The following is an 18,511-nucleotide window of genomic DNA, read 5'->3' on the forward strand; positions in this document are numbered from 1 at the left end:
GTGTTTGATATCGGTTTTTGGGAACTGGTATTAATATCTGTCGTTGGGTTAGTGGTTTTAGGGCCTGAGCGTTTGCCCGTGGCGATTCGCAGTATTTCCAAGTTTGTTGGACAAGCGAAAAGCATGGCAAATAGTGTGAAAGATGAACTTTCTCATGAGCTTAAGGTGCAAGAGCTGCAAGAAAACCTACGCAAGGCGGAAAAAATGGGAATGGAAGATTTATCTCCAGACCTTAAAGCGTCAGTCGATGAACTCAAGCAGGCCGCTGCTGAGGTTCAACGTCCGTATGCTAAGCCTGAGTCTGATAAGCCAAGTGAGACTAAACCTAGTGTCACGGAAACTGTGGAATCTGAAACCATTCAGGTCAACAGCGAAGCTTCAGCACCGTCAGATAAGAAAGCCGAATAGTCTCGCAAGGAGGAGTCGCCGGATACTTGAGTCGCTAGATGTTTAAGTCGATAGCTATTCAAGTAATTAACTATTCAAGTGGATACCAATTCAACTGGATAGATACACGCGCGGCTCCTTTTCGATCTTCCTGTTTAAGAGGTTTGACATGTCTTCGACTGAGCAGACACAGCCTTTAATTAGCCACCTTCTAGAACTACGTAATCGCCTACTACGTGCGATTGTCGCGGTGCTAGTGATATTTGTCGGGCTAATTTATTTTGCTAATGATATTTATGAATTCGTATCAGCGCCTTTGGTAGATCGTCTACCTGAAGGGGCGACGATGATCGCAACCGATGTTGCATCGCCATTTTTCACACCGCTGAAATTAACCTTGATCGCGTCTATATTCCTCGCGGTTCCGTTTATTTTGTATCAGGTGTGGGCTTTTGTTGCTCCGGGTTTATACAAGCATGAAAAACGCTTGATCATGCCGCTATTGGCTTCAAGTTCATTGCTGTTTTACTGTGGTGTGGCGTTCGCTTACTTTATTGTATTCCCATTGGTATTTGGCTTTTTTACGGCCATATCATTAGGGGGAGTAGAGTTCGCAACCGACATCTCAAGCTATCTTGATTTTGTACTCGCGCTGTTCTTTGCTTTTGGTATTGCCTTTGAAGTGCCTGTAGCGATTATCTTGTTGTGTTGGACGGGTGCAACAACGCCTCAATCTCTGTCTGAAAAGCGTCCTTACATTGTTGTGGGTGCTTTCATCATAGGTATGATGCTGACACCACCAGATATGATCTCGCAAACGCTGTTGGCGATTCCAATGTGTATTTTGTTTGAGATTGGTCTGTTCTTCGCACGTTTTTATACGCGTAAGCCAGATACGGATGAAGAGGAAGAAGCTGAATCTTGATTCGGAATGCTTCAGTAAAAATCACATAATAAAAAAGCGGCCTAGGGCCGCTTTTTTATTATGTCTGTTTATCGAATCTTTAACTGATAGCCACAGTTCTGACATATATAGAGCTCTTTGATGCCCAAAATTTTATGCCATAGGGTTCGATGTTGACGTTGTAAGTGTTGTGAATGGTCACACATAATCAACTACCTCCATATGCAGGTGGTTGATACTATACATGTCACTTAGCTTTCTCAAATAAATTCAGGAAAAATCCGTAATAATTACTTATTAATAGATTTATCATAATTTAAACAATGCCTTAGCATTTGTGGTGGTTATGTTTTCGACTTCTTTAAGGGTAATTCCGCGCAATTCAGCGATTCGTTTTGCTACTAATTCTGTGTAGGCTGGTTCATTGCGTTTACCGCGATTCGGTGTTGGTGCCAAGTATGGGCAATCTGTCTCTAGAATGACGTAATCCATATCGAGATGTGGGATCACCTTGTCCATCCCTGAATTCTTAAAGGTCGAAACGCCGCCTAAACCTAAATGAAAGCCTAGCTCGTTGATCGCTTGAGCTTCCTCTAAGCTGCTACCAAAGCAGTGGAATACCCCGCGTAAGCTGCCATCTTGTTCTTTACGAAGTAGGGCAAGTGTCTCTTCAATGGAATCACGAGTGTGGATCACCACGGGTAGATCAAGCTCTTTTGCCCACTGCAGTTGAGTCACAAACGCCATCTCTTGTTCAGCCTTGAAGGTTTTATCCCAGTACAAGTCGATACCAATCTCACCCACGGCGATAAAGTCATGCTTATCAAACCAAGCTCGAATGGTTTTGAGGGTTTGTTCGATATTCGCATCCACATAACAAGGGTGTAAGCCCATCATTGAACGGCACACATCAGGAAACTGTGCTTCCGTCGCTAACATTGGTTCGATAGATTCTAAATCGATGTTCGGCAATAGAATGGTATCAATCCCTTGAGCCAGTGCGCGCTGCACGACTTGTTCGCGGTCTTCATCGAATTCACTAGCGTAAATATGAGCATGGGTGTCGATCATTGTTTTGTCCTGAAAGCGGTCTTTACTGAGTTGTCATGAGTATACGGCAGTGTGAGGAGAAGGTCATTTTTTGCCATTTATCCCTGTTTTTGAGTGGGTTTCATATTTTACTGCTAGCGTCCTGAGCCATCAGTGATATGCTTTTGCCTGTATTTAGCACTTTTCATATCTAAGTATTTCGGTGCTTAGACTAGGCAAGGAGAATCTAGTGTCTGTTTCAATTCAAGGTCAATTCCCAGGTCGCCGTATGCGCCGTATGCGTAAGCACGACTTTAGCCGTCGCCTAATGGCAGAAAATCAATTGTCTGTGGATGATCTAATCTACCCAATGTTTATCCTGATGGGTAAAGACCGCCGCGAGCCTGTCGAGTCAATGCCAGGTGTTGAACGCTTGTCGATCGATTACATGCTCGAGGAAGCAGATTACCTGTCAAAGCTGGGTGTTCCTGCGATTGCTCTATTTCCAGTCGTGAACCAAGATGCTAAAAGTTTGTGCGCAGCTGAAGCTCATAACTCCGAAGGTTTGGTGCAGCGCGCTGTACGTTTACTAAAAGAGCATGTGCCAAACATTGGCGTTATTACTGACGTAGCACTAGACCCGTTCACCACTCACGGCCAAGACGGCATCATCGATGAAGATGGTTACGTGATGAATGACGAGACGACTGAAGTCTTGATCAAGCAAGCATTATCACACGCTGAAGCAGGTGCTGACGTGGTTGCACCGTCAGATATGATGGATGGTCGCATTGGTAAGATCCGTGAAGCGTTAGAAGAAGCGGGTCATATTCATACCCAGATTATGGCGTACTCTGCGAAATACGCATCGTGCTACTACGGTCCATTCCGCGATGCCGTCGGCAGTGCGTCGAACCTGAAAGGTGGTAACAAGAAGAACTACCAGATGGATCCTGCGAACAGTGATGAAGCGATTCACGAAGTTGCGATGGATCTTAATGAAGGTGCCGACATGGTGATGGTTAAGCCTGGCATGCCTTACCTAGATATCGTGCGCCGTGTGAAGCATGAACTTCAAGCGCCGACATTTGCCTACCAAGTGTCTGGTGAGTATGCGATGCACAAAGCAGCGATTCAAAACGGTTGGCTGAAAGAGCGTGAAACCGTCATGGAATCACTGCTGTGCTTTAAGCGCGCTGGTGCTGATGGCATTCTTACTTACTTCGCTAAAGATGTGGCTGAGTGGCTTGCAGAAGACAATGCACAAGCCGCAGAGCACTTAAAAGAAAAGTAATCGTGTAGAGTTCACTTAAGTGATCAGTAAAGGGTTGGCCATTGTGCCAGCCCTTTCGTTTATAAGGATGAATAAGATGTCAGTTGTTGTACGTGAAGGTTCGTTAGAAGAAGTGGTGTCTGTGGTCGAGCAGATCTCTGAGTTCGCTAAAAAAGAGAGCGTCGCTTCTCTTTCAGAGCGGCTGGCAGGAAAAAAGAATCTTATTTTAGTGGCTGAAGAAGCTGACGTGCTGCTCGGTTTTAAGATCGGCTATGAATTGGATCAAGATACTTTTTACAGCTGGTTTGGTGGCGTGTCACCGCTCGCGAGGAACAAAGGCGTTGCACAGGCGCAATTAGACGCTCAGGAACAGTGGGCGAAAGAGCAGGGCTACAGACAGTTAAAGGTTAAGTCTCGTAACCAGTTCCCTGCAATGTTGCGCCTGTTATTGAGAAACGGTTACCTAATCGAAAAATTTGAAGAAAAAGAAGACATTAATGACCACAGAATCCATTTTTTGAAGCAAATTTAAGCACTTCTGTTAACGGCTTATAAATTAAATGAGATTTATTATCATTTAAGTGTTGACTATTAAATGAGAATCATTATTATTAACTTCGTCTTAGGGAATGAGGAAATGTTCACAAGGATGTTAAGTACTCAAGTATCTACTTGGTTACCCAACAGAATTCTCGCGAACTTGTACTAAGTTCTTTTTGACACGACATTGCTCACATTGCTTCCAGTGTAATTTATAGCTTTTAGGTAAAGCTGTGGTATTCAATTTGAATGGCTTTACCGGTTTTTGCTAGGCGACATCTTCGGGTGTCGCTTTTTTTATACCTACCATTTCAACAAGATGCATATTTAGTGGCACGTATTTTTATGAATAAAACGCCATCAGCATTCTTTTCCACAACGCAAGATCGAGAAAAGATCGTTGATCATCTGTTCGATCTGTAAAATTATTCTTTATTTTCAAGTGTTTATTGGTGTTTTTTGAGTTGTTCACCGTAGTTCTCAACAGGGTGGATAAATAATATAAACAGAGTTATCCACAGAACGCTTGCGTCTAAGAACAAAAAATAACAACAAATCGATTATAACGAACACAACCGAGTGAACGGATACAGATCGACAACGTGGAATCCAACCAACAGACGTGGCATTCTTAACAGATAATTTCTGTACTTACTGGATACACAAACATTATGGCTCGTATTCCTGATAATCCATTGATTCTGATCGATGGCTCTTCTTACCTATATCGCGCGTTCCATGCTTACCCTGGCACAATGAGCAATGGTGATATCCCAACTAACGCTGTTTACGGTGTAGTTAACATGCTGCGCAGCATGATGCGTCAATTTGCTTCTGATCGTATTGCGGTAATTTTTGATGCGAAAGGAAAGACGTTCCGTGATGACATGTACCCAGAGTACAAGGCAAATCGTCCACCTATGCCTGATGATCTTCGTTGCCAGATTGAGCCTTTGCACAATGTGATTCGTGCAATGGGTTTGCCACTTATCTCTATTCCCGGCGTTGAAGCGGATGACGTGATCGGTACGCTTGCTTCTCAAGCTTCTGCGATGGGTATGCCTGTGCTTATTAGTACTGGCGATAAAGATATGGCCCAGCTTGTCGATGACAACGTTACTCTGATCAACACCATGACCAACGTGGTAATGGATCGTGAAGGCGTGATTGAGAAGTTTGGCATTCCGCCAGAGCTGATCATCGACTACCTTGCGCTGATGGGTGATAAAGTCGATAACATCCCTGGTGTTCCGGGTGTCGGTGACAAGACAGCGACCGCTCTGCTGCAAGGCATTGGTAGCATCGAAAAGCTGTATCAAAACCTTGATGATATTGCCGCTCTTGGCTTCCGTGGTTCAAAAACTATGGCTAAGAAGCTGATTGATAATAAAGACAACGCTGAGATGTCTTACGAGCTTGCAACGATCAAGCTGGACGTCGAGTTAGAAGAGACACCTGAGTCGCTTGTAAAAGCACAACCAAACACGGATGAGCTGATTAAGCTATACGGTCAACTGGTCTTCAAGTCTTGGTTGAACGAGCTACTTGAAGGTGGCAGTGGTGTGGTTAAGGCGGATGAAAAGTCGGGCGCAGTGCGCAGCAATACGGCATCAACCACTTCTACCGTAGAAATGAACACCTCTGCCGTGACGATTGATCGCAGCAACTACGAAACCATCCTCGATGAAGCGTCATTCAATGTTTGGCTAGAGAAACTGAAAGCGGCTGAAGTATTTGCTTTCGATACTGAGACCGACAGCCTAGATTACATGGTGGCGAACCTCGTTGGCCTGTCATTCGCGACTGAAGAAGGCGTTGCCGCTTACGTACCGGTTGCCCATGATTACCTAGATGCACCGCAGCAGTTGGATCGTGATTGGGTACTTGAACAGCTTAAGCCGATTCTTGAAGATGATGCACAAGCGAAAGTCGGTCAGAACCTGAAGTACGATATGAGTGTGCTAGCGCGCTACGGTATCGAGATGAAAGGCATCAAACACGACACCATGTTGGCGTCTTACGTTTTCAATAGCGTAGGTGGCAAGCATGATATGGACAGCCTAGCGCTGCGTTTCCTACAGCACAGCTGCATCTCATTTGAGCAAATCGCAGGTAAAGGTAAGAAACAGCTTACTTTCAACCAGATTGAGTTGGGTGAAGCGTCTCCATACGCAGCAGAAGATGCTGACGTGACACTACGTCTTCATAACCGTTTGATGGAAAACATTGAACAAGATGAAAAGCTAAAAGCCATCTATGAAGAAATCGAAGTACCCCTGATCCCTGTAATGTCTCGCATTGAACGTACCGGCGTATTCATCGATGACATGTTGCTGGGCGCTCAATCGCAAGAGATTGCGGTTCGTCTGGATGAGCTAGAACAGAAAGCCTACGAGATTGCTGAGCAAGAGTTCAACATGAACTCGCCAAAACAGCTGCAAGCGATCCTGTTTGAGAAAATGGGTCTGCCTGTTATCAAGAAAACGCCATCAGGTGCACCTTCAACCAACGAAGAAGTGCTGCAAGAGCTGGCTCTTGATTACCCACTACCTAAGCTGATCATTGAGTATCGTGGTCTTGCGAAACTGAAGTCGACGTACACAGATAAACTGCCGAAGATGATCAACGCTGAAACGGGTCGTGTTCACACGTCTTATCACCAAGCGGTGACAGCAACGGGTCGTTTGTCTTCGACGGATCCAAACCTACAGAACATCCCAATTCGTAATGAAGAAGGCCGTCGTATCCGCCAAGCATTCGTTGCACAACATGGCTGGAAGATTCTAGCGGTCGATTACTCTCAAATTGAATTGCGTATCATGGCGCACCTTTCAGGTGATAAAGCGCTTCTGGAAGCATTCCAACAAGGCAAAGATATCCACGCGGCAACGGCGGCTGAGATCATTGGTGTTGATATTGAGAGTGTGACCACTGAACAGCGTCGTCGTGCTAAAGCCGTTAACTTCGGCCTTATCTACGGTATGAGTGCCTTTGGCTTGGCTAAGCAACTGGGTATCCCTCGTGGTGAAGCACAGCACTACATGGATACTTACTTCGAGCGTTACCCTGGCGTAATGCAGTATATGGAAGACACGCGCAGTGCAGCTTCAGAGCAAGGCTTCGTTGAAACCATTTACGGCCGTCGTCTGCACCTTCCTGAGATTCAATCTCGTAATGGCATGCGTCGTAAGGCTGCTGAACGCGCGGCGATCAACGCGCCAATGCAAGGCACAGCAGCTGACATCATTAAGAAAGCGATGTTGTTGGTAGATGAGTGGATTCAAGCGGAAGGCGATGGTCGTGTGAAACTGCTTATGCAGGTACACGATGAATTGGTGTTTGAAGTGGAAGAGTCATCTTTAGCCGAAATTGAAAGTAAAGTACAAGAATTGATGGAATCTGCTGCAGAGCTAGAAGTGCCGCTCGTCGCGGAAGCTGGCCACGGTGACAACTGGGATCAAGCCCACTAATCAGTTTTTGACCTTAATTAGCAAATTAGTATGAGCCAGTGCACAAACACTGGCTTTTTTTTGTCTCAAATAAAGTTAAGTCGCAATAAGAATTTAGGTGTTTTAATAAAACATTCATGAAAAAAAACTACAAAAGTTGTTTTCATTTCTGAGCAATTGTTGTACATTAAATCTCGTAGGGTACAGAGGTAAGATGTTCTATCTTTCAGACCTTTTGTTTCACGTTATTGGATTAGGCTGATTCAGCCGCCCCAGTCAGTATTTGACTGGGGCGTTTTTTCTTGTGCGAAAGAAAAATATTTCCCCCCTGCAATTCCCCCGTAAAACCTCTCATTTTTAGTGCCTTTTATTACACTTTCTCAAACACAGTGATAAACCCCTGATTTGCCTGAGATCTGGAATTCGATCAGCTTTTGGTAATTTAAATCCGTCTCTAAGTCGATTGTTTTATCAATTGAAATAACTTTTATTTTACAAGTTATCGATAAAGGATTGATGGCTCACGCCTTATTTATCAGTGTATTGAGTCGGTGAATGCTCAATGTAATCCATGATTTGCTGTTGTTTCTCGGTGCTGTATTTTAGTGCTTCGGCGGTGACCTGGATGGATTGCGCCATCGAAGAGATATTGTTGGTCGCTTTTACCAAGGTTTGCTGCATGGGTTTCAGGATAAGCAGATAGATAGCGGTCAAAGCGATAATAATGACGGCGATAACGGCCGCCAGCGCAATGATGATCTTGGTCTGAATATCATCCAACAGCATTTGACTGGTTTGTTTAAAGGCAAGTCGAGATTGGTCTAAGGCTTGTGGCAGTTGATTGAGGGATGTCTTGGTGGAGCTCGCAAGCTTATTGATGCTTTCAACGGTTTGATTGAGGGCTTGTTGCTGGTCGTCGCTTAGATTGGGGTTGTTGACTATCGCCTGCAAAGATTGCGATATCACCTCAAGAGACTCACTCGCATCTTGGGCGTACTTTTCCATGCCATCTAGGTCTAAGGTCATATCGACATTGATCAGTGGGGCTTGTTCTTGTTCTGCTTCAGAGGCAAATCCTGTCAGTGAGACCAACATAAGTGCAATGATGGCCAATGGTGTTTTCCACATGAGTATTCCTTTCTCATTGTTCTGATTATTTAGATGTGTCTTTTAGTATGGTTCACTTCTATTGGTTTTAGTGGGTAAATCCGCTCTTTGACACTAAAAACTTAGGCTTAACTCACTAATTTTTTGGCAAAAAAATACCCCACCTATATAAGGAGGGGCATTGATAAGGCAAAATCACGTGTTGTCAGTGCTCTAACCTATAGCGATAAGTAGGGGGACTACTCTGAGTCGTTGTGCTCTTCGTCCGCTAACTCATCAATGATTTGATCAGCAAGCGCTGGAGCAAACCACTCATCCATCTTGGCACGCAGTTGGTCAACGCCGATGCCCTTCATTGAAGAGAAGACATCAACCGCAACATCACCACCGAAAGATTTTGCATCGTTACGGATTTTCAGTAGCTGTGCTTTACGCGCACCACTTTTCAGTTTGTCTGCTTTTGTTAACAAAACCTGCACTGGGATACGGCTATCGATAGCCCAGTAGATCATTTGTTGGTCAAGGTCTTTCATTGGGTGACGGATATCCATCAATACCACTAAACCTTTCAGGCTTTCACGTCGTTGTAGGTATTCACCTAGCGACTTCTGCCATTTTTTCTTCATCTCAAGTGGTACTTGAGCAAAGCCATATCCAGGTAAATCGACGATATGACAACCGTCTGTTACCTTAAATAGGTTGATTAGCTGAGTTCGACCGGGTGTTTTACTGGTTTTCGCCAAGCTTTTTTGGTTTGTAACGCGATTTAGCGCGCTAGATTTACCAGCATTGGAGCGTCCTGCAAACGCAATTTCGATCCCTTCGTCTTCTGGTAAATGACGAATATCAGGTGCACTGGTAATGAAATGCGTGTTTTGATAATGAATTTTTACGCTCACTGTTAACTCCATCTCGACTTTGTGTAGTCGATTGATTACTTTTTTGTGAATTTGTGTAAAATAACCGTGCTCGGCATAAGGTCGCCTATTGTACCATGAGTGGCAACATAGAGTGGTACTGGAAGCTTGATAATTATAATGGAATGTCATGAAGAAATTAGCGCTAATTTTGAGTCTTTTAGCCAGCTGCTCAGTATGGGCTCAAGGTAGTATTGAAGCTGGTAAAGCCAAATCACAAACATGTGTTGCCTGCCACGGTGCTGACGGCAACAGTCTGATCACTCAGTACCCTAAGCTGGCCGGTCAACATGAGAAGTATCTAGAGAAGCAGTTAAAAGAGCTTAAGCTAGGTATGACAAGTGGTGGTAAGCAAGGTCGTTACGAACCTGTAATGGGTGCAATGGCGATGCCTTTATCTGAAGAAGATATGGCTGACCTAGCGGCATACTACGCCTCTCTACCTATCTCTAGTAACTCTACTCCTGAAAATGTAGTAGATGAAGGTAAGGTTCTTTACACAGCGGGTAACGCAGAACGCGGCGTAACGGCGTGTATTGCTTGTCACGGCCCACGTGGTAATGGTACCGAACTTTCTGGTTTCCCTAAGATTTCAGGTCAGCACGCAGATTACATCAAGGCTCAACTTGAAAAATTCCGTGATGGTGACCGTAATAACGACATGAATGCGATGATGCGTGATGTAGCTAAAAAGTTAACAGACGCTGATATTGATACCTTATCGAAGTACGTTGGTGGTTTACACTAATTTGTCGGTTTCTTGCTCTTAGCCAGAGTAAAGGAATGTACGTTCGAGCGAGATTGAAGAGACGCCCCGATCAGTAATGGTCGGGGCGTTTTCTTTTGTATTGGTTTTATTAATGCATTTTGTGTTTATGTCTGATTTATCAATGTGTGATCGATTTGTGTACAAAAGTGTGAAGTCGCACTCTTGTAGTCTTTTTGTAACACGGTAAAGTAACCGCCATCAGCTAGGAGCTGACTTAGATATGGATGATCATCTAGTCTAACGGTATAGACAGAAAAGGATCAGGCTAGGACAGCCCAGCAACAAGGTGTTAGAAAAGGATAGCCAAAACTCATCAGGACGATGAACAACAAACAAATTTGGCATGGAAAGCACCAATAACAAATGGAGATTTGTGTACCAAGTTGAGTATGCAAATTTTGGCCGATATAGGCAGATTTAGAGAGCGATAGGTTTTCCTATCGCTTTTTTTATTGATTTGATGAAAAAACACCCAATACCTCTCCACTATAAACTCAGTTTCTGGTATGTTTCGCATCCCTGTTTAAGGATGTGCTATGTATACTTGTCCCTTATGCCATCACCAAGGCGTGAATCACTATTTTGAAGACAAACGCAGAGCCTATCTGCAGTGTCAGCAATGTGAACTGGTATTTGTTAAACCTGAACAAAGGTTAGAAGCAAAAGAAGAAAAAGCACACTATGATCTCCATGAGAACGATCCTAGTGATGCAGGCTATCGCCGCTTTTTATCTCGCATCGCGGATCCACTAACAGACAAAATTTCATCTAACTCACAAGGGTTGGATTTTGGTTGTGGCCCAGGCCCTACGCTATCTATTATGTTAGAAGAAGCCGGACACACCATGGAGTTGTACGATATCTATTACCACCCAGATACCTCTGTGTTGGAAAAAACGTATGACTTTATGACTGCCACGGAGGTGATAGAGCATCTTTATCACCCAGACAAAGTGTGGCAGCAATGGTTGAATTTAGTTAAACCCAAGGGCTGGATTGGTCTTATGACTAAACTAGTAATAGACGTAGACGCGTTTGCTGGTTGGCACTACAAGAATGACCCGACACATGTCGTCTTCTTTAGTCGTCAAACATTCCAGTTTTTGGCAGAGCGGGATAAGCTCGAACTAGAATTTTTTGGAAATGATGTAATTTTACTGAGGAAAGTGCAGTAATGGGTCGTAGTAAGAAATCAAGAAAGCCGGGAGCACTTGGCGCTCCGGAACCTATGGTTACTCGTAACCGTAGTGAATCTGATGTTGAAGGTCGTGAACGTAAGCGTGTTAAAAAGCGTAAAGGCCTTAAGTCTGGCAGCCGTCACTCAGATGGTAGCGAAGCAAAACAGCGTAAAGCTGCACAAGCTCGTGACCCTCGTTTAGGCAGCAAGAAAAAAATTCCGCTGATCGTTGAACCAGCGAAGAAGCCGACTAAACAAGAGCGCAAGCTATCTAACGAACAAGAGTTAGAGATGCTTGAGAATGATGCTCAACTGAACACACTGCTAGACCGTATCGAAAATGGTGAAAACCTAGGTGCTGGTCTACAGAAGTTTGTTGATGAGAAACTTGATCGTATCGAACACCTAATGGGCCGCTTAGGTCTACTAGAGCCAGAAGACGATGAAGAAGAGATCTTCGAAGAAGCACCAGTTGCCTCTAAGAAGAAAGCGAGCTCTGACGAAGACTTGCTATCTCAATTCGAAGATTTCGATTTAGACAGCTTTAAAGGTTAATAGCCAATGAACGTAACCTTATTAGCAATTGCTGGTGGAATTATCATTCTCGGCTTGGGCTCTTACGCAGGTTACCTTCTACTTCAAGTGAAGAAGCAGACGGAGTTGCAAAAGCAGCATCAAGCACTAGCCATTGAAAAACGTAACGCGACGATTTACGAAAACGTAAATACTTTGTGTTTAGCGGGCATTCAAGGGCAATGTGACTTACCTGAGATCAGTATCCGAGTGTGTATCATTATGGATAATGTTCAGGGTGATGAGCGTGTCGATTTTGATTCTGAGTATCCTGCTCTTTCTGAGCTGTACCATATCGTAAAAGATATGGCTCGCGGAGAGGCAAGACAGGAACTGACGAAGAAAGAACGCATGCAGCAGAATCTCACGCGCCATAAGGCAGAGACTCGCTTGAATGATGCGGTCATTGAAGATCTGAAAAGGTTGCAAGAGAAGGTTAAACCTCTCAACAACCAAATCAACATTCAGATGATCTAGTCGCTAAGACTTTTAAAATAGAGGCTTGTTTAATACAGGGTGTTCTTAAGACACCTTATCTTTAGAGATAGTGTTAAATGAGCCTTCTTACCTTTTGCGTCTCGTTAATCCCGACGCTTTGTTAGTGATCAAGCTAGCAGTTCTGAGTTTTTGTCTAAAAAATTGATTTTGTCTTGGAACGACCTTACAGGTCGTGTGGCAAAATAACCCGTCTATATTTTAATGTATGTAAAATGATTTGAGAGACCTTAGGTTCTCGCGGATCTAAATTGGAAATACCGCTATGTCGAGCAAGCCAGTAACAACGAATCAGCAAATCGTTTGGGATCAAGAGATCTTAAACAAGTACAACTATTCGGGACCTCGTTACACCTCATACCCAACTGCGTTGGAGTTTCATGAAGCGTTTACCGTCGCTGATTACGACATGGCGTGTACTCAATATCCTGAGCGTCCACTCTCTCTTTACGTGCATATCCCGTTCTGCCACAAGCTTTGTTACTACTGTGGTTGTAATAAAGTCATTACTCGTCACTCGCATAAAGCGGATGAGTACCTTGATGTGATTGAACATGAAATCCGCCAACGCGCCTCTTTATTGAATGGCCGTGAAGTGACGCAATTGCACTTCGGTGGTGGTACGCCAACGTTCTTGACCAAGACACAAATCACTCGCTTGATGATGATTCTGCGTGATGAGTTTAACTTCACCGCTGACGCTGAAATCAGCATTGAAGTTGACCCGCGTGAGATTGAGCTAGACGTACTCGACCACCTGCGTAACGAAGGCTTTAACCGCCTGAGTATTGGTGTTCAAGACTTCAATAAAGAAGTACAGAAGCTAGTTAACCGTGAGCAAGATGAAGAGTTCATCATTGCGATGGTTCAGCGTGCCAAAGAATTAGGCTTCCGCTCAACTAACCTTGATTTGATTTACGGCCTACCAAAGCAGACTCAAGCTTTGTTCGCTGAAACATTGAAGCAAGTGCTAGAGATGAAACCAGGTCGTTTATCGGTATTTAACTACGCACACATGCCTCAGCTGTTTGCTGCGCAGCGTAAGATTAAAGATGAAGACTTACCTGAAGCGAAAGAAAAAATGGCTATCTTGCAAGATACCATCGAGACGCTAACGGGGGCGGGTTACCAGTTCATCGGTATGGACCACTTTGCTCTGCCTGAAGACGAGCTAGCAGTAGCACAACGTGAAGGTATTCTGCATCGTAACTTCCAAGGCTACACCACCCAAGGTGAAGCGGACCTAATTGGTTTTGGTGTTTCTGCTATCTCTATGGTCGGTGATGCTTACGCACAAAACCAAAAAGAGCTGAAGAAGTACTACGCTCAGGTGAATGACCTGCGCCATGCACTTTGGAAAGGCGTGGCACTAGACAGTGACGACCTTCTACGTCGCGAAGTGATCAAGCAGCTTATCTGTAACTTTAAGCTTGATAAAACGATGATCGAATCTGAGTTCTCGGTTAACTTTAATCGCTACTTCAAAGAAGATTTAGAGCTTCTACAAACCTTCATCAACGATGATTTGGTTGAAGTCGATGACAAAGAAATCCGCGTTACTCTGCGTGGCCGCTTGCTGATCCGTAACATCTGTATGTGTTTTGATAAATACTTACGTGCAAAGGCTCGCCAGCAGCAATTCTCTCGCGTTATCTAATCGCTCGATAGAGAATAGAACAATAAAAAATGCCAGCATCATGCTGGCATTTTTGTATCTGACTCATTCGATTTCTGCCTGCCTTAGGTGAGGCTCTCAGTGGTATTTTGTTTGATCTTGGCACTTTGACTGGTGTTGTTGAGGTCGGTAGGCCATTGGTCAAACGGAACTGGGCGACTGTATAAGAAGCCTTGAGCCAGCGGGCACTGCAGTTGCTTGAGAAGTTCAGCCTGTTGCTGCGTTTCAACGCCTTCTGCCACCAAGCTTACTTTGAAACCTTTAGTGATGTTAACGATGGCCGCGACGATGGAGCTGTCGAGGTTCTCTTTGTTGAGCTTGCTAACGAAGCTTCGATCGATCTTCAGGCAATCAAATGGCAACTTTTGTAGATAGGCTAGGGAAGAGTAGCCAGTACCAAAATCATCAATTGCGATTGAGACCCCTAACGCTTTGAGCGTCAGCATGTTATCGATGATGGTCGGATCGTTGTCGACGATGCGTGATTCGGTGATCTCTAGTGTCAGGTTGCTTGCTGGCAGCTTGGTGTCTCTTAGCGTGCCCTTAACCTGTTCGACAAAGCCACTTTCGCTTAGCTGATCGACTGATAGATTGACGTGAATCGAGAAGTCTTTGCTCCACTTTCCTGACTCAATCGCAATGGCTGTATCTCGACACGACTTATGCAGAATTTGTTTTCCGATATCGTAAATGAGCCCGCTCTCTTCCGCGAGAGGAATGAACTCGAGTGGCGAGATCACCCCTTCATCGGTTATCCAGCGAGCTAAAGCTTCCGCACCTATGGTCGAGCCAGATTCTAGATCAATAATAGGCTGATAAAACGGTTCGAACTGTTGAAGCTCAATCGCTCGGTTCATCCGCGCTAACATCTTGGTGCGATGTCTCGATGCTTTGCCCATCTCCGGGCTGTAAATGCTGACACTGGTTTTGTCTTGTTTTGCGTTGCTCAATGCAATGCTGCTATTGCGTAGCAGGAGTGTAATGTCGTAGAGATTCGAGACATTCACTATCCCCATCGATACCTTGATCACCACGCTTTCTGATTCCATTGAAAATGGGGAAGCGAAGGTTTGAAGTAAGCGGTTAGTCAGCAGCTGAACATCATCGCTTTGCGTTACGTTTGGTGCGTAAATGGCAAACTCATCACCACCAGTGCGAGCCAATAGATATTCGGATGGCAGTGTGCCTCTTAAACGAGCGGCCGCAATGATAAGCAGCTGGTCACCATTGTAATGACCTAGGCTGTCATTGATGTCTCGGAAGCGATCAATACCAATCAAATACAGCGTGCCTTCTTCGTTGTCAGGGTGTTTCTTGGCCGCATCAATAAAGCCTTCACGACTGTATAGCTTGGTTAAGGAGTCATAGGTAAGCTGAGACTGCAATGCGTGAAACGAGGCCTTTAAGTTGTTGGCCATTTCATTGAATGACTCCACCAACATGCTGGTTTCATAGATATGCCCCGTCTTTGGCATGCTCGTGTCCCAATCGCCCTTGGCAAGGCGTTTTGCTGCATCCGCTGTCGAGGTGATGGGTTGGGTTACGCGATTAAAGGCAACTAATCCTGCAATGACCCCAAGGCAACTCAGTGCTAGCCCGAGCAACCAACTGTTTCTTTGATTTTCTGGTAATTCACCGAGCAGATTGCTTTCAGGAATCGACACTCCAATAAACCACGTGAGGCCGTGTTCATCTTCGTAAGGGGTGATTTGGTTGAAGTAGCGTTCGTTGTCTAGGCTAAAGCTAAAGCGCTGCTCGCCCAAATTATCGATTAGGTGGAATTGGTCTACGTAACTGGCGCTTTCACGTATTACGGGGTTAGCACTCTCTGTTGCCAGTAAGCGTTGGCCTTTGTTGGTTTTTCCTGTGCCCCATGAAACGACACTGCCTCCACCTGAGTGCGCGACCAAGCGTTGCTGCTTATCGATGATGTAAACAGAGGCATCTGTTCTATCTTTGAGCTTTCTGAGAAACGCATTGAAGGTATTGATCTTGATGTCGCTGACGACGACGGCTTTGAATTCGTTATCATCATAGATAGGCGCGAGAGCCGATAAGGTGATTTCTTGGCGTTCGTCAGCATTGGCATAAATTGGTGACCACAACGGTTTTTTCTGTGTCGCAACGGGTGTGTACCAAGGACGGATTCTTGGGTCGTAACCTGAAATTACCGATCGAATGTCTTCACTAATCTTGCTGCCACGGTAAATGACCAACTGATCATTGGTGCGTTTGTCTTGCACCATCAAGGTGTAGCCTTTGTTGGCTTCTTTGCGGAAACCGACGTAGTTACCATCTTCAGAGCCAAAGCCGATCACATCGAGTTGAGGTACAGCCGTGTAATGGTCTGAAAACGTATAAAAAATATAGTCTTGAACCTTGCTGAGATTACCTGCTTGATAAAGGTGGTGGTAGCCGATGTTATGGCTGAGCGAGAGGTTCGCGTGAAATGGCTTTTCTAAAAAATTAGACAGGCTTTGATGAACATTGTCAGTCAGTGATGTTAGTTGGCGTGCACTAACATCACTCACCATCTCTTTGTAGCTTAGCTTTTGAGTGAAAACCATTACGCCCATAGTGAACAGAAAAATCATCACGAATGGCAGAACCACCGCGGTTCTCAAGGTAATTTGTGTTTTCAAAGACATCTTTAGCTACAACTTTGGTGAATAGTGTACTGTAATTGTACCGACACTATTCAAACCAAGCGACACTTTTTTGGTTAAAAAGTAGCTGCATCGAGAGTCATATAAGGTCTAGTACAGTTCTTTGAGTTTACGAGTTAGGGTGTTTCTTCCCCATCCCAAAACCTTAGCTGCATCCTGTTTATGACCATTAGTATGGTGGAGCGCAGCCTCTAGCAGTATACGTTCAAACTCTGGCAGAGCATAAGTCAGCAGCTCTTTTTCTCCTGAATCAAGCGCACACTTTGCCCAATTAGCGAGCAGTTGTTGCCAGTTATCTCCAGTTCCTGAGGTTGTCACCACCTTTTCTTCCAACAGCTCTGGTGGCAGGTCTGAAGGGAGAATTTCGCTGCCGCTCGCCATCACGGTGAGCCAACGACAAATGTTTTCAAGCTGACGCACGTTACCCGGCCAATTGAGCTGGTTGAGCTTCAAAATGGTCTCAGGATGCAGTGTCTTCACTTCAACACCGAGCTCTTCGGCGGCGGATGCTAGGAAGTGATGAGTCAGCTTTTCGATGTCTTGTTTACGTTCGCGAAGTGCCGGGATATGGATTCGGATAACGTTGAGTCGGTGGAAAAGGTCTTCACGGAAGTCGCCTTCATGTACCAAGCGCTCAAGATCTTGGTGGGTTGCGGCAACGATACGAACGTCAACCTTAACCGCAGAGTGTCCACCCACACGATAAAATTGGCCATCAGAAAGTACACGTAGCAAGCGAGTCTGAATATCGAGTGGCATGTCGCCGATCTCATCAAGAAACAGGGTGCCGCCGTTGGCTTGTTCGAAGCGTCCTTGGCGAACGCTGTTAGCACCGGTAAAGGCGCCTTTTTCGTGGCCAAACAGTTCAGACTCGATCAGATCTTTGGGGATTGCTGCCATGTTCAAGGCAATGAAGGGCTTCTTAGCTCTTGGGCTGTGACGATGCAGAGCGTGAGCGACCAATTCTTTACCGGTACCCGATTCACCATTGATCAGCACGGATATGGATGAGCGAGACAAACGACCAATCGCTCGGAAAACTTCCTGCATTGCCGGTGCTTCACCGATGATTTCTGGTGCGTTGGTGTCTTCAGCAACTTCACTGGCTTGCTCGCGCTTCTGTTCTTGGCTGTGTGCGATTGCTCGCTCTACTAGAGTCAGTGTCTCATCAATATCGAACGGCTTTGGTAGATATTCAAAGGCGCCCTTTTGATAAGCATTCACCGCCGCATCAAGGTCTGAGTGCGCGGTCATAATGATCACGGGCAGGTCGGGAGAGCGCTGGTGAACTTGGTGTAACAGCTCAATTCCGTCAATGCCAGGCATGCGAATATCGGACACCAATACGTCCGGTGTCTCGCGCTCAAGCGCAAGCAACACGCTCTCAGCATCAGCAAATGTTTCACACTTAATATCCGCAGATGAAAGTGTTTTCTCTACTACCCAGCGGATAGAGCTGTCGTCATCGACGACCCAAACGTATCCCTTACTCATAATTCAATTCCTTTGCAGCCAAATCTATTGTGATAATCATTGTTGTTTTTATGATG

General features: G+C 45.0%; 15 protein-coding genes. 10 read left to right on the plus strand and 5 right to left on the minus strand.

Translation table 11 applies throughout. The annotated features are described in order from the left end of the window. Complete coding sequence (gene tatB, locus MSG34_RS20710) at window positions 1–408, plus strand: Sec-independent protein translocase protein TatB (protein ID WP_048612432.1); 408 nt, start codon at window positions 1–3, stop codon at window positions 406–408. 148 nt (window positions 409–556) lie between these two features. Next, the gene (gene tatC / locus MSG34_RS20715; RefSeq protein WP_050644468.1) at window positions 557–1,312 is read left to right on the plus strand and encodes a twin-arginine translocase subunit TatC; all 756 of its coding nucleotides are present in this window, start codon (window positions 557–559) and stop codon (window positions 1,310–1,312) included. A 288-nt stretch (window positions 1,313–1,600) separates the two neighbouring features. On the opposite strand, the gene MSG34_RS20720 is transcribed toward tatC, so the two are convergent. Beyond that, window positions 1,601–2,362, minus strand: a complete 762-nt coding sequence (locus tag MSG34_RS20720) for a TatD family hydrolase (RefSeq protein ID WP_248339229.1) — start codon at window positions 2,360–2,362, stop codon at window positions 1,601–1,603. A 208-nt stretch (window positions 2,363–2,570) separates the two neighbouring features. On the opposite strand from MSG34_RS20720, the gene hemB reads away from it, so the two are divergent. From hemB to polA, 3 genes are all read left to right on the plus strand, one after another. Continuing rightward, complete coding sequence (gene hemB, locus MSG34_RS20725) at window positions 2,571–3,614, plus strand: porphobilinogen synthase (protein ID WP_017060158.1); 1,044 nt, start codon at window positions 2,571–2,573, stop codon at window positions 3,612–3,614. 76 nt (window positions 3,615–3,690) lie between these two features. Then, window positions 3,691–4,125: a GNAT family N-acetyltransferase gene (locus MSG34_RS20730; protein ID WP_048617757.1), complete on the plus strand. Its 435-nt coding sequence runs from the start codon at window positions 3,691–3,693 to the stop codon at window positions 4,123–4,125. 679 nt (window positions 4,126–4,804) lie between these two features. After that, entirely contained in the window at window positions 4,805–7,603 is a 2,799-nt protein-coding gene (gene polA / locus MSG34_RS20735; protein ID WP_248339230.1) for a DNA polymerase I, read from the plus strand. A gap of 507 nt (window positions 7,604–8,110) precedes the next feature. Here the strand turns inward: polA and MSG34_RS20740 are convergent. Beyond that, window positions 8,111–8,710 carry a GTP-binding protein gene (locus tag MSG34_RS20740; RefSeq protein WP_248339231.1) on the minus strand — a complete coding sequence of 200 codons (600 nt, stop codon included), beginning with the start codon at window positions 8,708–8,710 and terminating at the stop codon, window positions 8,111–8,113. Window positions 8,711–8,928: 218 nt separating this feature from the next. Continuing rightward, on the minus strand, window positions 8,929–9,588 hold the full coding sequence (gene yihA, locus MSG34_RS20745; RefSeq protein ID WP_017060162.1) for a ribosome biogenesis GTP-binding protein YihA/YsxC: 660 nt from the start codon (window positions 9,586–9,588) through the stop codon (window positions 8,929–8,931). Between the two features lie 148 nt (window positions 9,589–9,736). Here yihA and MSG34_RS20750 point away from each other — a divergent pair, with 148 nt between their 5' ends. The 5 genes from MSG34_RS20750 to hemN all read left to right on the plus strand — a co-directional run bounded on the left by MSG34_RS20750 (window position 9,737) and on the right by hemN (window position 14,277). Beyond that, window positions 9,737–10,354 carry a c-type cytochrome gene (locus MSG34_RS20750; protein ID WP_012602993.1) on the plus strand — a complete coding sequence of 206 codons (618 nt, stop codon included), beginning with the start codon at window positions 9,737–9,739 and terminating at the stop codon, window positions 10,352–10,354. A gap of 557 nt (window positions 10,355–10,911) precedes the next feature. Beyond that, the gene (locus tag MSG34_RS20755; RefSeq protein ID WP_048612436.1) at window positions 10,912–11,550 is read left to right on the plus strand and encodes a class I SAM-dependent methyltransferase; all 639 of its coding nucleotides are present in this window, start codon (window positions 10,912–10,914) and stop codon (window positions 11,548–11,550) included. Beyond that, entirely contained in the window at window positions 11,550–12,107 is a 558-nt protein-coding gene (yihI, locus tag MSG34_RS20760; RefSeq protein ID WP_017060163.1) for a Der GTPase-activating protein YihI, read from the plus strand. Before MSG34_RS20755 ends, yihI begins: the two co-directional genes overlap by 1 nt. A 6-nt stretch (window positions 12,108–12,113) precedes the next feature. Continuing rightward, complete coding sequence (locus MSG34_RS20765) at window positions 12,114–12,602, plus strand: DUF2489 domain-containing protein (protein ID WP_017060164.1); 489 nt, start codon at window positions 12,114–12,116, stop codon at window positions 12,600–12,602. Between the two features lie 283 nt (window positions 12,603–12,885). Then, entirely contained in the window at window positions 12,886–14,277 is a 1,392-nt protein-coding gene (gene hemN / locus MSG34_RS20770) for an oxygen-independent coproporphyrinogen III oxidase (protein ID WP_050648426.1), read from the plus strand. Window positions 14,278–14,360: 83 nt separating this feature from the next. Here hemN and MSG34_RS20775 read toward each other — a convergent pair whose 3' ends face one another. Both MSG34_RS20775 and glnG read right to left on the minus strand, forming a co-directional pair. Continuing rightward, window positions 14,361–16,943 carry a GGDEF and EAL domain-containing protein gene (locus MSG34_RS20775; protein ID WP_248339233.1) on the minus strand — a complete coding sequence of 861 codons (2,583 nt, stop codon included), beginning with the start codon at window positions 16,941–16,943 and terminating at the stop codon, window positions 14,361–14,363. Window positions 16,944–17,051: 108 nt separating this feature from the next. Then, entirely contained in the window at window positions 17,052–18,455 is a 1,404-nt protein-coding gene (gene glnG / locus MSG34_RS20780) for a nitrogen regulation protein NR(I) (RefSeq protein WP_017059224.1), read from the minus strand. Between the last annotated feature and the right edge of the window lie 56 nt (window positions 18,456–18,511).

It is taken from the genome of Vibrio sp. 1CM2L (assembly GCF_023161695.1).
In the GTDB taxonomy this organism is placed as follows: Bacteria; Pseudomonadota; Gammaproteobacteria; order Enterobacterales; family Vibrionaceae; genus Vibrio; species Vibrio coralliirubri.